Raw genomic sequence first — 14,274 nt, 5'->3', positions numbered from 1 at the left:
TTAGCAAACAAGCGATTGAGAATAGAATTTCCTCTATTCAACAATCGCTTGTCTTTTAAATCTTCAAAATGTCTTGTCTGCATTTTTTTATCTCAAAGATAAAAAAAGTTGTGTCCAGACGGTAGCCCTTTACAGATAGCTTTTGATTCGATTGCTTTTGATATTAGATATTTAATGACCAAACAGTATAACTTTTTGGAGGGCATTGTATTTTTACCCATTGATCTCCTTGAGTCGTAGGGTACCAAGTGGAATTTCCTGTAAAGTCTTTGATTTGTTTTGAAGCCCAATTGGTTTGGATCCATCTTTCTAGGGTGACAGTGGAATTATTAATATAAACCACTAATCCAGGATTGCCATTATATCCATTTCTTCTGGCGATATATTCGTCGTTATCAGCATATAATATTGAGGTGTTTCCTGTTGCTTTGTTGTTGTGAATCCAAATCAGATTATTCAGTTTTGCTTTGTTAAGCCATTCTTCATAATCTCTGTAGAAGATTGTTGGATAACCTTCATGTGTCAGTATATATGCGTAGGCTAGTTCTTTGGCCCAGATTTCATCTGTATCGTGATTAGTTACAAATGTGACTGCTTTATATGGATTTCTTTTCCACATCATGTCATCTGTCAATAGGTTTAGATTATTTCCATCGAATGCATCATTCATTTTATAGTAGCAGGCGAAATCAAATACAGAGCTGTTAGCGTTATTTGCCCAGTCATTCAGAATGTTCACGTTAGAATCCCATAGTTCACCAACAGAAAATCCTCCGACGTTTGCATTCCAATCTCTTATTACCCATGATCCAAAGCCTTTTACATAGTCAAACCTCCATCCATCAAATTTCATGGTGTTTTTATAGTATTTACCTACGCCGTCTGTTCTTTTCCAAAGCCAATCTTGTACGTTTGGCGCAGCATGACATAAATCAGGGAATCCTCCAAAGGCTCCTTCATCATTGTTTCCGTATGCGTTTTTATAGAAATCAGCATAGGTTCTTTTGAATTTTCCAGAAGCTATTCCTGTGAAATTTGTCCAAGTATTAGTTCCAGTAAATGGATTGCTTTCAGAAGCTCCTCCACTGTTATGGTTGATTACGATATCGGCATACACTTTTATGTTTTCTGTATGGGCTTTAGTGATTAAACTTACTAATTCTGCTTTTGAACCAAATCGAGTTTCTGTAGAACCATTTTGATTGAAATCGCCAAAATCAAAGTAATCGGTGGGATCATATCCCATTGAGAAAGCTCCATTTTGTGCTTTGGAAGCAGGCGGTAGCCAAATTGAACCAATACCAGCATTTCCCCAAGCTATTACTTTGGTTCCTACAGTATTCCACCAATTTCCCCCTGAAGGAACATCCCAATAAAAGGCTTGCATCATAACGCCACCACCAGGATTGTCCACATATTTGCCAGTAAGAGATGTTTTTGAATTTCCAGTGCTAAATGGACGCCCATCGTGTGTGGTAACATTGATTATTTTGAATGTTGAGGCTTCAGGGCTTTTGTCATTAACTTCATCTGTTGAATTACAGGAATAAAGTCCCAGCAGTAAAGCGGTTATAAAGTACATTTTAAAATTTGGTTTTTTCATAATTTGGTTAATTTAAAGTTGATAATAGGTTGTTAATTGGTGTTTTTTGGGTTTTAAACTAATTGTGTGCTTCTTGCAAATTCGTTTTATTTTAATTTTTTTCGATTTTTATAATTGGTTGTAAATTATTGTTTTAGCAACGAAGCGTAGCGAATATATTTAAAATACAATAAGGTTTGTAGATTTTTTATTTCAAAAGTAAACTACAACGATATAGTGTTTATAAATTGTTTTAAAGCCTTATTAATTAGTAAGTTGTAGGTTTGTTTTTAAGGGATTATTATTAAATGAAATGTTTTTTGAAGAATTGATAAAAACTTAAAAATTAATTTTGGCGGTAAAAAAATAGTAATTTAATATCTAAACAAACAATAAGTGGTTATTAATTAAAATATTAAACAAACTGAAATTAAATAAAAGTAGATTGTTCTTGAATTTTATTGAAATATTTTGGATTTTGTTTTTTTGAAGTAGGATCTGATTTTTGTATGGGAGCTTATATGCAAATACACATTAGGGAACTTAATAATTTTATGTTAATAGTACAACGGAAACTTGTTTAATGCATTCGAATTGTTATTTTTGTTCGGTTTAAGTTCTGGAAATTGTAAGTTTTTTGCTGAATTAACAGGTTTTAATTCTTAGATTCTCAAACAGAGTAAATTGATTTGTTTTAAAATATTCTATTTGAATGGGATAGAATTTCGAAGCAAATTGTTTTTTTTAATAATAATTAATATAAAATATAAAAAATGCCTTTAAAAATTGCACAAATGAAATCCATAACCAATAAAGTTGTGTTTACTTTTTTTCTTTTGTTTTTTGCCTTGACCTTTGTAAATGCACAGGAAATTATAAAAGATAGTGTTGTCGCTACCGCTAAGGTGACCGCACCTTCAGGAAAAAAGCTTAAGATTGATGGAGTGGTAGCAACCGTTGGTGATTATATTATTTTGGATTCTGATATTGATAAAGGTTTTTTGGAAATTACAGCTCAAGGAGGTTCTACGAAAGATGTGTCGAGATGTCAAGTTTTAGGTAATTTGTTAGAGCAAAAATTATATGCACATCAAGCTGTTCAGGATAGTATTATAGTTAGTGATGCTGAAGTGAAAGGGATGATGGACGAAAGATTGAACTATATGCTGGAGCAAATTGGATCGATGGATAAGTTGATTAAGTATTATCAAAAAGATTCTGAGGAAGAATTCAGAACTTATTTCTTTGATGTATTGAAAGAGCAAAAGCTTACAGGTGAAATGACGAAGAAAATCATTGATAAAGTTGAAATAACGCCAGAAGAAGTTCGCGAATTTTTTAAAAAAATCCCTACAGCTGATTTACCTGTTTTTGGTGCTGAATTAGAAGTGGCTCAAATTGTAGTTAAGCCTAAGGTTACTGAAGAGGATAAGAAAAAGGTGATTGATAAACTGAATGGTTTTAGAAAAGAATGTCTTGAAGGATCTAGTTTTGCAACAAAAGCGGTATTGTACTCAGAAGATCCAGGATCCAGTAAAAATGGAGGGTATTATAAAATGACCCGTAGAACTCCTTTTGTAAAAGAATTTAAAGATGTAGCTTTTAGTCTTGCTGAAGGTGAGATTTCAGAGCCTTTTGAAACTATTTTTGGATTTCATATCATTTATGTAGAAAAAATTAAAGGGCAAGAAATTGAATTGCGACATATAATAATATCACCAGTTGTTTCTCCAGAAGCGTTGAAGGAGGCTAAAGAAAAAATCACATTGATAAGAAAGAAGATTCTTGACAAGGAAATTACTTTTGCGGAAGCGGCTAGAACAATGTCAGATGAAAAAGAAACAAGAGCAAATGGAGGAACTTTGGTGAATCCTAAAACACAAGATACACGTTTTGAATTAACCAAAATGGATCCTTCTATATATAGTCAGGTTTCTAATTTGAAAGATAACGAAATTTCGATGCCTTTTCTGGAAGATGTTCAAGGGAAGAAAGATTATAAAATTATGATTGTGACCAATAGAATAGATTCGCACACTGCTGATTATGCTAAGGATTACATCAAGATTAAAGATTTAGCTTTGAAAGAAAAGCAAATTAAAGCAATTGCAAAATGGTTTGATACTAAAATAAAAGATACTTACATTAAGATAGTTGATGAATATAAAGATTGTCCTTTTACTAATAATTGGGTTAAAAAATAATTTTCATTAAATAGACAAAAAGAGTTAGTTTTATGTTTTCATAGTGCTAACTCTTTTTTAATTTTAAAAAAAAATAGAAAAATGTCGGATGTAATAGCGATACAGAATTTAGTTAAAAAACGTAACGAATTAAAAAGAGAAATTGCCAAAATCATTGTTGGTCAAGAAGCGGTTGTAGATCAAATTTTGCTTTGTATTTTTTCTGGAGGTCATGGATTGTTGGTGGGCGTTCCTGGGTTGGCAAAGACTTTGTTAGTGAATACTTTGGCGCAAGCCTTGGGGTTGGATTTTAAAAGAATTCAATTTACCCCAGATTTGATGCCATCGGATATATTAGGTAGTGAAATATTAGATGAAAACAGACAGTTTAAATTTATAAAGGGACCAATATTTTCGAATATTATTTTGGCAGATGAAATCAATAGAACTCCGCCAAAAACACAGGCTGCTTTATTAGAAGCTATGCAAGAGCGTTCGGTTACTATTGCTGGAGTAAACCATAAGTTAAGTTTGCCTTATTTTGTGTTGGCTACGCAAAATCCAATTGAACAAGAAGGGACTTATCCTTTGCCTGAAGCGCAATTGGATCGTTTTATGTTTGCCATAAAACTGGAGTATCCTTCTTTTGAGGAAGAGGTGCAAGTAGTGAAACGTACAACTGCAGATTTTGATACAAAAGTAAATGCATTGTTTACGGCTCAGGAAATTATTGACTTCCAGCATTTGATTCGTCGAATTCCTGTTGCTGATAATGTGGTAGAATATGCCGTAACACTAGTAAGTAAAACTCGTCCTGATAATGCGCTTTCCAATGGTTTTGTGAAAAACTATCTGGACTGGGGTGCAGGCCCAAGAGCTTCGCAGAATTTAATTTTGGCGGCGAAAGCCAATGCTGCTTTTTATGGTAAGTTTTCTCCGGATATAGAAGATGTAAAAGCCGTTGCAATCGGAATTTTAAGACATAGAATCATCAAAAATTACAAAGCTGATGCCGAGGGAATTACCGAGGAAATGATAATAGCTAAATTGATATAAGTATTTACTGTACCGTTTTTTAATAAATACCGCTTTCTGAAACGAATGCGGTATTTTTTTATAATCAATCGTTGTAGTTTTGTTATAAAAAGGATTCTATATTATTGTATTCGCATTTTAATGGCGTAATTTCGGTTTTGTTTTAATATAATTCATGAAAAATGATTATTTTGCAATAATAATTTTTCAAAAGGTGAGTTCTATTAAATTTCTTTAAATTATCATCTTTAATTCCTAAATTTGCGTACAAAAAATAAAAATACCTATAAAAGACTTCTGTTATGACTTATAAGGATTACATTCAAGAGATTGAAGAAAGAAAAAACCAAGGGCTTAACCCGAAGCCAATTGATGGTTCCGAATTGCTAAGCGAAATCATTGAACAAATTAAAGATTTGAATAACGAGTACAGAGAGGATTCTCTTAAATTCTTTATTTATAATGTTGTTCCAGGAACTACTCCTGCCGCTAATGTAAAAGCTAATTTTTTAAAAGAAATCGTTCTTGGTCAATCAGTAGTTGCTGAAATTACTCCTGCTTTTGCTTTAGAATTGTTATCACATATGAAAGGTGGGACTTCTATAAAGGTATTACTTGATTTAGCTTTAGGTAATGATGTTGCTATTGCAAAACAAGCTGCAGAAGTTTTAAAAACACAAGTTTTTCTTTATGAGGCAGATACAGATCGTTTAGAAGCAGCTTTCAAAAGTGGTAACGAGATAGCTAAGGATATTCTAGAGAGCTATGCTAAGGCTGAGTTCTTTACTAAATTACCTGAAATAGCAGAAGAAATTAAGGTAGTTACTTTTATTGCTGGTGAAGGAGATATTTCAACCGATTTACTTTCTCCAGGAAACCAAGCGCACTCTCGTTCAGATCGTGAACTTCATGGTAAATGTTTAATTTCTCCTGAAGCACAAGCTGAAATTAAAGCATTGGCAGATGTGAATCCTGATAAGAGCGTAATGTTAATTGCTGAAAAAGGCACTATGGGAGTTGGTTCTTCAAGAATGTCGGGTGTAAATAACGTGGCACTTTGGAGTGGAAAACAAGCAAGTCCATATGTTCCATTTATTAATATTGCTCCAATCGTTGCAGGAACAAACGGTATTTCTCCGATTTTCCTAACAACTGTTGATGTTACTGGTGGTATTGGTCTTGATCTTAAAAACTGGGTAAAAAAGCTTGACGAAAATGGTAACGTTGTTCGTAATGAAAGTGGAGATCCTATTTTAGAAGAAGTTTACTCTGTAGCTACTGGTACAGTTCTTACTATCAATACAAAAACAAAAAAGCTTTATAACGGCGATAAAGAATTAATAGATATTTCTAAGGCATTCACGCCTCAGAAAATTGAATTTATAAAAGCAGGTGGATCTTATGCTATTGTTTTTGGGAAAAAATTGCAAACATTTGCTTCAAAGACTTTAGGTATTGATATTGTTCCTGTATACGCTCCGTCAAAAGAGGTTTCTGTTGAAGGACAAGGTCTAACAGCTGTAGAAAAAATATTTAATAAAAATGCGGTTGGAACAACTCCAGGTAAAATTTTACATGCTGGTTCAGATGTTCGTGTTACTGTGAATATTGTTGGTTCACAAGATACAACTGGTTTGATGACTTCTCAGGAATTAGAGTCTATGGCTGCTACTGTGATTTCTCCAATTGTTGACGGTGCTTACCAATCGGGTTGTCACACTGCTTCAGTTTGGGATAATAAATCTAAGGCAAATATTCCGAGATTAATGAAATTCATGAACGACTTCGGGTTGATCACAGCTCGTGACCCGAAAGGCGTTTATCATTCGATGACAGATGTAATTCATAAAGTACTTAACGATATTACTGTAAACGAGTGGGCAATCATCATCGGTGGTGACTCTCATACAAGAATGTCTAAAGGTGTTGCTTTTGGTGCAGACTCAGGAACTGTTGCACTTGCATTGGCTACTGGTGAAGCTTCAATGCCAATTCCAGAATCAGTAAAGGTAACTTTCAAAGGAGATATGAAAGGGTATATGGATTTCCGTGATGTGGTTCATGCTACACAAGCTCAGATGCTTAAAACATTTGGTGGAGAGAATGTATTCCAAGGAAGAATTATTGAGGTTCACTTAGGAACTCTTAATGCGGATCAGGCGTTTACGTTTACAGACTGGACTGCAGAAATGAAAGCAAAAGCTTCTATCTGTATTTCTGAAGATTATACTTTGATCGAATCATTAGAGATGGCGAAAGGTAGAATTCAGATTATGATCGACAAAGGAATGGATAATAAAAATGAAGTTCTTAAAGGATTAATTGCAATAGCTGATAAGAGAATCGCTGAGATTATATCAGGTGAAAAACCAGCGCTAAGACCAGATGCAAACGCTAAGTATTACGCTGAAGTAGTCGTAGATCTTGATGTGATTGCTGAGCCAATGATTGCAGATCCAGATGTTAATAATGCGGATGTTTCTAAAAGATATACTCACGATACCATCAGACCTTTATCTTTCTACGGAGGGGTTAAAAAAGTAGATCTTGGATTTATCGGTTCTTGTATGGTCCACAAGGGAGATATGAAAATTCTAGCTCACATGCTTAAAAATATTGATGAGCAAGAAGGTAAAGTAGAGTTTAAAGCGCCACTAGTTGTAGCTCCTCCTACTTATAATATTGTTGATGAATTAAAAGCAGAAGGTGACTGGGAAATTTTACAAAAATATTCTGGTTTCGAATTCGACGATAATGTTCCTAAAGCTGCAGCGCGTACTTCATATGAAAACATGTTGTATCTTGAGCGTCCAGGTTGTAACCTTTGTATGGGTAACCAAGAAAAAGCTGCAAAAGGAGACACGGTTATGGCAACATCTACTCGTCTTTTCCAAGGAAGAGTTGTTGAAGATACTGAGGGTAAAAAAGGAGAATCATTGCTTTCTTCTACACCAGTTGTAGTTTTGTCTACAATCCTTGGTAGAACTCCAACTATTGAAGAATATAAAACTGCAGTAGAAGGAATCAATCTAACTAAGTTTGCACCTTCTCATAAGTTATTAGTTAAATAATTCACATAATTAGTTAATTATAGTTTAAAAGCCTGATTCTTATGATTCAGGCTTTTTTTATACTCTATTTTTTTTGTATCTTGTATGATTCTAATGGAATAGTAACAATTATATATAAATCTTATGGCATTTGATATCGAAATGATTAAAAAAGTGTACAGCAACATGACAGCTCGTGTTGATGCAGCACGTGAGGTAGTTGGTCGTCCGCTTACTTTAACGGAGAAGATTTTGTACAGTCACCTTTGGGATGGAGTTGCTACCCAAGCTTATGGAAGAGGCGTTGATTATGTTGATTTTGCTCCAGACAGAGTGGCTTGTCAAGATGCAACGGCTCAAATGGCATTGCTGCAATTTATGCATGCAGGAAAGAAAACAGTTGCAGTACCAACTACGGTTCACTGTGATCACTTGATTTTAGCAAAAAACGGTGCTAAATCTGATTTAGCGGTAGCAAATACTCAGTCTAAAGAAGTTTTTGATTTTCTATCATCAGTTTCTAATAAATATGGAATTGGTTTCTGGAAACCGGGATCTGGAATTATTCATCAAATTGTTTTAGAAAACTACGCTTTCCCAGGTGGAATGATGATAGGTACCGATTCGCATACTGTTAATGCAGGTGGATTGGGAATGTTGGCTATCGGTGTTGGTGGTGCCGATGCTGTGGACGTAATGTCTGGAATGTCTTGGGAACTGAAATTCCCTAAATTAATTGGAGTAAAACTAACCGGAAAATTATCGGGTTGGACAGCTCCAAAAGACGTTATCCTAAAAGTGGCTGATATTCTTACCGTAAAAGGAGGAACAGGAGCTATAGTTGAATATTTTGGTGAAGGTGCTACTTCAATGTCTTGTACAGGAAAAGGAACTATCTGTAATATGGGTGCCGAAATTGGGGCCACAACATCTACATTTGGTTATGATGATTCTATGCGTAGATATTTAACGGCTACAGATCGTCAGGATGTTGTTGATGCTGCCGATAAAGTAGCTTCTTACTTGACTGCAGATCCAGAAGTTTATGCTAATCCGGAAAAATATTTTGACCAACTTATCGAAATCAATTTATCAGAATTAGAGCCACATATCAACGGACCTTTCACGCCAGACCGCGGAACTCCAGTTTCTAAAATGAAAGCGGAAGCTGCTGCAAATGGATGGCCAATTAAAGTAGAATGGGGATTAATCGGTTCTTGTACCAACTCTTCTTACGAGGATATGGCTCGTGCAGCTTCAATCGTGAACCAAGCTGTTGAGCACGGAATCACTCCAAAAGCGGAATTCGGAATCAATCCAGGATCGGAACAAATTCGTTACACTATCGAAAGAGATGGAATGATTGCTGCTTTTGAGAAACTGGGAACTAAGGTATTCACCAATGCTTGTGGACCCTGTATCGGACAATGGGATAGAGCAGGAGCAGATAAAGAAGAGAAAAATACTATTGTGCATTCCTTCAATCGTAATTTCTCCAAAAGAGCAGACGGTAACCCAAATACGCACGCTTTTGTAACTTCGCCAGAAATGGTCGCTGCATTAGCTATTTCAGGAAGATTGGATTTCAATCCATTGACAGATACTTTAATGAATGATAATGGCGAAGCTGTAAAATTAAACGCTCCGTTTGGTGACGAATTACCAAAAAGAGGTTTTGATGTTGAAGATGCAGGTTTTCAAGCGCCGGCAGAAGATGGATCAAGTGTTAAGATTGTAGTAAGCGAAACTTCAGATCGTTTACAGTTATTGGCTCCATTTGATCCATGGGATGGTAAAAACATTACAGGTGCTAAATTATTAATCAAAGCTTTCGGAAAATGTACTACAGACCACATTTCTATGGCTGGACCATGGTTGCGTTTCCGTGGACATTTAGATAACATTTCAAACAATATGCTGATTGGTGCTGTCAATGCATTCAATCAAACCGCAAATTCGGTTAAAAACCAATTGACAGGTGCTTATGAGGCAGTTCCTGCTGTGGCGCGTGCTTACAAAGCGGCCGGAATACCTTCTATTGTTGTGGGAGATCACAACTATGGTGAAGGTTCTTCTCGCGAGCATGCGGCTATGGAACCTCGTTTCTTGGGAGTAAAAGCAGTATTGGTTAAATCATTTGCCCGTATCCACGAAACGAATCTTAAAAAACAAGGTCTGTTGGGATTGACATTTGCTAACGAAGCCGATTATGACAAAATCCAGGAAGATGACACTATCAACTTCATTGATTTAGTTGATTTTGCTCCAGGAAAACCATTAAGTATAGAATTCGTTCACGCTGATGGAAGCAAAGATATCATCTTGGCCAACCATACTTATAATGCAAGTCAAATTGGTTGGTTTGTTGCAGGTTCTGCATTGAACCTAATTGCGGCTGAAGCTAACTCATAAGTTTTTAAAAATTCACATAAAAAAAACTCTCAAGGCAACTTGGGAGTTTTTTTGTTTAGATATTGTTATAATAAGGAGCTAATCCTGCTGTCATTTCAAGCTTGTTTGTAGCCTTGAATTTTTTCTAAGATATAAAAGGAGCTTCCTCTGGTCGCTCTTTTATATCTTAGAAAAAATTCAAGGCTACTTCACAAGGCTTTCCACTTCCATCAGGGCTAGGGCATTCGTTTTCATAATGATATTTTTGTTTTGATTTGGCCAACATCAGTTTGTGGAAAACCTAAAAAGAGGCATCGATAGGCACTGATAGCAGATTTGCCAAATCTTCCAAATACAAAACCGTATTTAAATTAAGCCAAATCCCCAAATTGCTTGTAGCGTATGTTAGCGATTGTTGTGACAAAATAGTTAAGCACTTAAATATATAGAAAAATTAACCTTCTGAAATTTTTTATCGGACAACAATGAATTCAAATTAAATTATAGATTAAATTTTAGAATTTAATAGTTTATTTAAACCTGCTTTTTCAAATAAAATTCTTCCAACCTTAATTTCTGACCACCCTTTTTTTAGTTTATATGTAAAAGTAGGTGTATTACTAATTATTTCACAGTCTAAATAATAAGTTGAAATATTAGCACTAGTAAGATTTTTTAGTTCTTGAATGTGTGTAGAAATAAAAAAAAATGAATTAGAATAAAAACTAACACCATTTATTGTGGTGGTGCATATTTCCAAGGCATCTTCAATATTTGTTCCGCTAAAAAGTTCATCAAAAACAACAAAACATCTTTTTCCTTCGACTGCTTTCAAAAGAATATTTTTAAGACTCATGATTTCTGTCATAAAAAGACTGTAACCACTTAAAATATCATCACGCTTACTAATTCCTATTGAAAAATCAGTACAAAATGGAATTTTCGCTGTTGATGCTGGAATTCCAAAACCAAGATTTCCTAAATATACACATAAGCTAACAGATTTCAAGAAAGTTGATTTTCCTGACATGTTTGGTCCATTCAATATAATAACATTAGTGGAAGATGTAAAGCTATATTTAATCGGATTTTTAATTATTGGATGATAAAAATCAGTAAGAGTTATACTGTTTTTTTCAAAAGTAGGGAAAACAAAGTTCTTATCGACAATAGCTCTACTAATAGATAAATAGCTTTCAAACAAAAAAAGATCTTTCCAAAAAGTTTCGATCCTATTTTCTGACTTTAGTTTTAAAATTATAGCTATTATTTCTTTACTATCCTTATTTTTCCACTTCTTCTCTTTAATAATTTTTTCATATTTATTTAACTGGAAAAAAGAAAGAAAAGTTAAAATTCTTTTTAAATCGGTTCTATATGTTTCAGGGAAATCTCTTAAATTAAGTCTTAAAAAGCAAATAGATTCAAGCCTATGGAAAAACAATATTAATTGATGGATTTTATTGTTCAATAATATCTCGTCTGTACTAGGGTTAAAAAACAAAAGGTATTTCCTTTCAACCTGCTCGATTTTAAAATTATTTAGAAAAAAATGAACTTCATTTAAATATAGAACAGTATATGAATATTTTTTAAATAGCTCTATATTAGTAATGAAACTTTTAAGAATATCTTGCCGTTCAATAATTTGACTTTCGCTTATAAGAGATGTTTCTAATAAATTAAGGATTTTATTTCTAGTGAATGAATTTAGAGAATAATCAAAAATAGGTAATACTTCTTTTTTTATATTTAAATCTTGAATATCACTCATAATTAATGTTTTATAATATACTTAAACCCGTTGTATGCAATTAATTCCGCTCGATTTTCGTCAGTAGCTTAGAAGCAGATTAGGTACCGATAGCGCGGATTTGCAATCCGTGCCGACAACGTATATCAAAATAAATGTGGATTGTATTTATATATGATTTTTATTGTGGCTTATTGTCTTATTGTGTCGGGCACGGATTGCAAATCCGCGCTATCGGGTTGGTGTTTAATTATGCCTTATCTTCGGATTTGCCTAAACATCCCAAGTACAAAACCATTTTTAAATTAAGCCATTTGCCCAAATCACTAATAGCAAGTGTTGCAGCTAGTTATTCTCGTCATATAAAGGTTTTAGTATGTTTTAAATTGTAATATTCTTTCGGACTTCCTTTGAATCCCTTAGATTTTATGTACAAAGCAATTGCAAATGGAGAAGGTTCAAGTTGCGCTTTGAGTTCTTCTGCGCCAAATAAGAAACCACGGGAATGACCTTGTAAAGGTCCTCCATTTAGTAAATCAGAGCTTGACATATTATCAAATTCAATGTCCAATTTGTGAATGTCGCAAACACCTATTATTTCTTGTAATTGCACTAAATTTAAATCTATATGTTCAGCAATTATAAAATCATTTTTATCTATTTTGATTTTACAATTTTCACAAATGAAATTTAGGATTTTTGCTTGATTTGAAGTTAGATTTTTTAAAGTATTTACAAATAATATATTTATATCGTCCCCATTGTTTTTATCACATGAAGAAGCAATTAAACCGGCCCACATATCTTGTAGTGTGTCATTATCACACCATGAACCATTTTCCATAATTTCTTTAATTACTCTTGGATGAGCTGATAATTTTAACTTTTCACCTTCAAAGCCCATTATTCCTTCGCTTTTTTGAATGATTTTTATAATATTATTTAACCTCCAATATCTAACTTTGTCCTGAAACATTAAACCTAGTTCTTCTGCAGCTGGTAGACAAATTCTACTTAAAACTGATTGGGCAGCATCAAAACTTTTTTCGACACTAATTTTGATTGCTTCTCCATATGGTGAAAGCCCAAATATGTCAACAGAATTCCTTTTCATATCTTCCATTTTTTTTTATAATTAGCTACAACGTTCCGGTACTACAGCGGGTTTGGGACTAAATTAAGCCCATTCTTCGGATTTGCCAAATATTCCAAATACAAAACCAACTTTCCATTAAGTCTAATGCCCAAATCCGTTGTAGTGGCTGTTAACTGCTGTAATTTATCTCTTCGGTTAAATTTTTAATTCTTTGTTCAATTAATTTGATACTATATGTTTGTGTAAGTACTTCAAAGGGAAATAAGTCTATTTCATAATCTTTAAAGTTACTTGTTACATATTTTGAATCATTTTTTAAAAACTCTTCAAATTCTTGTTTGTTTTTGTTTAAGTTTATGAATTGCTCTTCTGAATTAAAACTATTTTCTAAAACCTTGTATAAATTATTTAGTGTTTGTTTTTTCTCTTCTATAATCGAATTGTAATGTTGAATTTGGTCTGGAAAATTATTAGGTATATTTTTGGAATATATTTTTTCTGAAATTTCAATTGTAATAATTTCTTGAAGAACATAAGTGTCCATTAAAAAATCTTTCAATTTTTCTGGGTCCAAAATTAATTTATGTGTTGCGGATAAGAAATCGTGACATATTACATTTCTTATTTCATAAGCTTCAACAAGGTTTTTAAAGATACGATTTTTGTCAATTGGTCTATTTTCATTTATAACTTCTTCCAATTCAAAACCTTCATTTATAGTTTTGGTTAATTCTACTGTGTTTTTAAATATATCTATATCCGAAACTTCAGTGAAAGTTTTATATAGACTTTCGATTGAGGAATATTTAAAAGAATAAGCGATTAAATCGCCTAATGAAAATTTTTCTTTTGTGATATGAAATATATCTTCAAGGTCAATTTTTACATTATTTCTTTTTATCAACGATTTTGAATTATTTAAATATTTTTCGTCAAAATCAATCAATGAAGAAATAGTTTCTTTAAAAAAGCTTTCATTAGAAGCGACAATGTTTATTGGAATTGTCATTAGAAATTCTCTGTCATTTTTTCTATTTTCTAAATCTGAAATAAGATTATAAATTTCAGAACTCACATTTAATTTTTGAGAGTATTTGATTTCTTCTTTAGATTTTTTTATTTTATCAGAAATTGACATATTAAATTTTTGAATTTACCTTCGGTTTTTTATTATAGCAGTTAAC

8 protein-coding genes are annotated in these 14,274 nt (G+C 33.2%); 4 read left to right on the top strand and 4 right to left on the bottom strand.

Annotated features, from left to right (window positions below; translation table 11 throughout):
• Positions 1-163 precede the first annotated feature (163 nt).
• The gene (locus KZH69_RS17790; RefSeq protein WP_219318830.1) at positions 164-1,603 is read right to left on the bottom strand and encodes an alpha-amylase; all 1,440 of its coding nucleotides are present in this window, start codon (positions 1,601-1,603) and stop codon (positions 164-166) included.
• A 752-nt stretch (positions 1,604-2,355) separates the two neighbouring features.
• Between KZH69_RS17790 and KZH69_RS17785 the strand changes: the two genes are divergently transcribed.
• The 4 genes from KZH69_RS17785 (at position 2,356) to KZH69_RS17770 (ending at position 10,262) form a co-directional block, all read left to right on the top strand.
• The gene (locus KZH69_RS17785) at positions 2,356-3,786 is read left to right on the top strand and encodes a peptidylprolyl isomerase (RefSeq protein ID WP_219318829.1); all 1,431 of its coding nucleotides are present in this window, start codon (positions 2,356-2,358) and stop codon (positions 3,784-3,786) included.
• A gap of 81 nt (positions 3,787-3,867) precedes the next feature.
• Positions 3,868-4,821 (top strand): AAA family ATPase, encoded by a 954-nt coding sequence (locus tag KZH69_RS17780; protein WP_219318828.1) that lies wholly within the window; start codon positions 3,868-3,870, stop codon positions 4,819-4,821.
• Between the two features lie 281 nt (positions 4,822-5,102).
• Entirely contained in the window at positions 5,103-7,871 is a 2,769-nt protein-coding gene (locus KZH69_RS17775) for a bifunctional aconitate hydratase 2/2-methylisocitrate dehydratase (RefSeq protein WP_219318827.1), read from the top strand.
• Between the two features lie 123 nt (positions 7,872-7,994).
• Entirely contained in the window at positions 7,995-10,262 is a 2,268-nt protein-coding gene (locus tag KZH69_RS17770; protein WP_219318826.1) for an aconitate hydratase, read from the top strand.
• 487 nt (positions 10,263-10,749) lie between these two features.
• Here KZH69_RS17770 and KZH69_RS17765 read toward each other — a convergent pair whose 3' ends face one another.
• The 3 genes from KZH69_RS17765 to KZH69_RS17755 all read right to left on the bottom strand — a co-directional run bounded on the left by KZH69_RS17765 (position 10,750) and on the right by KZH69_RS17755 (position 14,228).
• Positions 10,750-12,015: a MutS-related protein gene (locus KZH69_RS17765; protein ID WP_219318825.1), complete on the bottom strand. Its 1,266-nt coding sequence runs from the start codon at positions 12,013-12,015 to the stop codon at positions 10,750-10,752.
• Between the two features lie 337 nt (positions 12,016-12,352).
• Entirely contained in the window at positions 12,353-13,117 is a 765-nt protein-coding gene (locus tag KZH69_RS17760; protein WP_219318824.1) for an Abi-alpha family protein, read from the bottom strand.
• Between the two features lie 142 nt (positions 13,118-13,259).
• On the bottom strand, positions 13,260-14,228 hold the full coding sequence (locus tag KZH69_RS17755) for a hypothetical protein (RefSeq protein ID WP_219318823.1): 969 nt from the start codon (positions 14,226-14,228) through the stop codon (positions 13,260-13,262).
• Positions 14,229-14,274: the final 46 nt, after the last annotated feature.

Origin of the sequence: Flavobacterium taihuense (assembly GCF_019351435.1) — a bacterium.
Classification (GTDB): domain Bacteria; phylum Bacteroidota; class Bacteroidia; order Flavobacteriales; family Flavobacteriaceae; genus Flavobacterium; species Flavobacterium taihuense.
Note: the sequence above shows the minus strand (reverse complement) of the source record. Positions and strands in the feature narration are given on the sequence as shown.

What these genes read in the sequence shown, in the direction of transcription:
- KZH69_RS17765 (WP_219318825.1), bottom strand. Translation starts at nt 12,015, where the DNA reads ATGAGTGATATTCAAGATTTAAATATAAAAAAAGAAGTATTACCTATT.
- KZH69_RS17780 (WP_219318828.1), top strand. Translation starts at nt 3,868, where the DNA reads ATGTCGGATGTAATAGCGATACAGAATTTAGTTAAAAAACGTAACGAA.
- KZH69_RS17770 (WP_219318826.1), top strand. Translation starts at nt 7,995, where the DNA reads ATGGCATTTGATATCGAAATGATTAAAAAAGTGTACAGCAACATGACA.
- KZH69_RS17790 (WP_219318830.1), bottom strand. Translation starts at nt 1,603, where the DNA reads ATGAAAAAACCAAATTTTAAAATGTACTTTATAACCGCTTTACTGCTG.
- KZH69_RS17755 (WP_219318823.1), bottom strand. Translation starts at nt 14,228, where the DNA reads ATGTCAATTTCTGATAAAATAAAAAAATCTAAAGAAGAAATCAAATAC.
- KZH69_RS17775 (WP_219318827.1), top strand. Translation starts at nt 5,103, where the DNA reads ATGACTTATAAGGATTACATTCAAGAGATTGAAGAAAGAAAAAACCAA.
- KZH69_RS17785 (WP_219318829.1), top strand. Translation starts at nt 2,356, where the DNA reads ATGCCTTTAAAAATTGCACAAATGAAATCCATAACCAATAAAGTTGTG.
- KZH69_RS17760 (WP_219318824.1), bottom strand. Translation starts at nt 13,117, where the DNA reads ATGGAAGATATGAAAAGGAATTCTGTTGACATATTTGGGCTTTCACCA.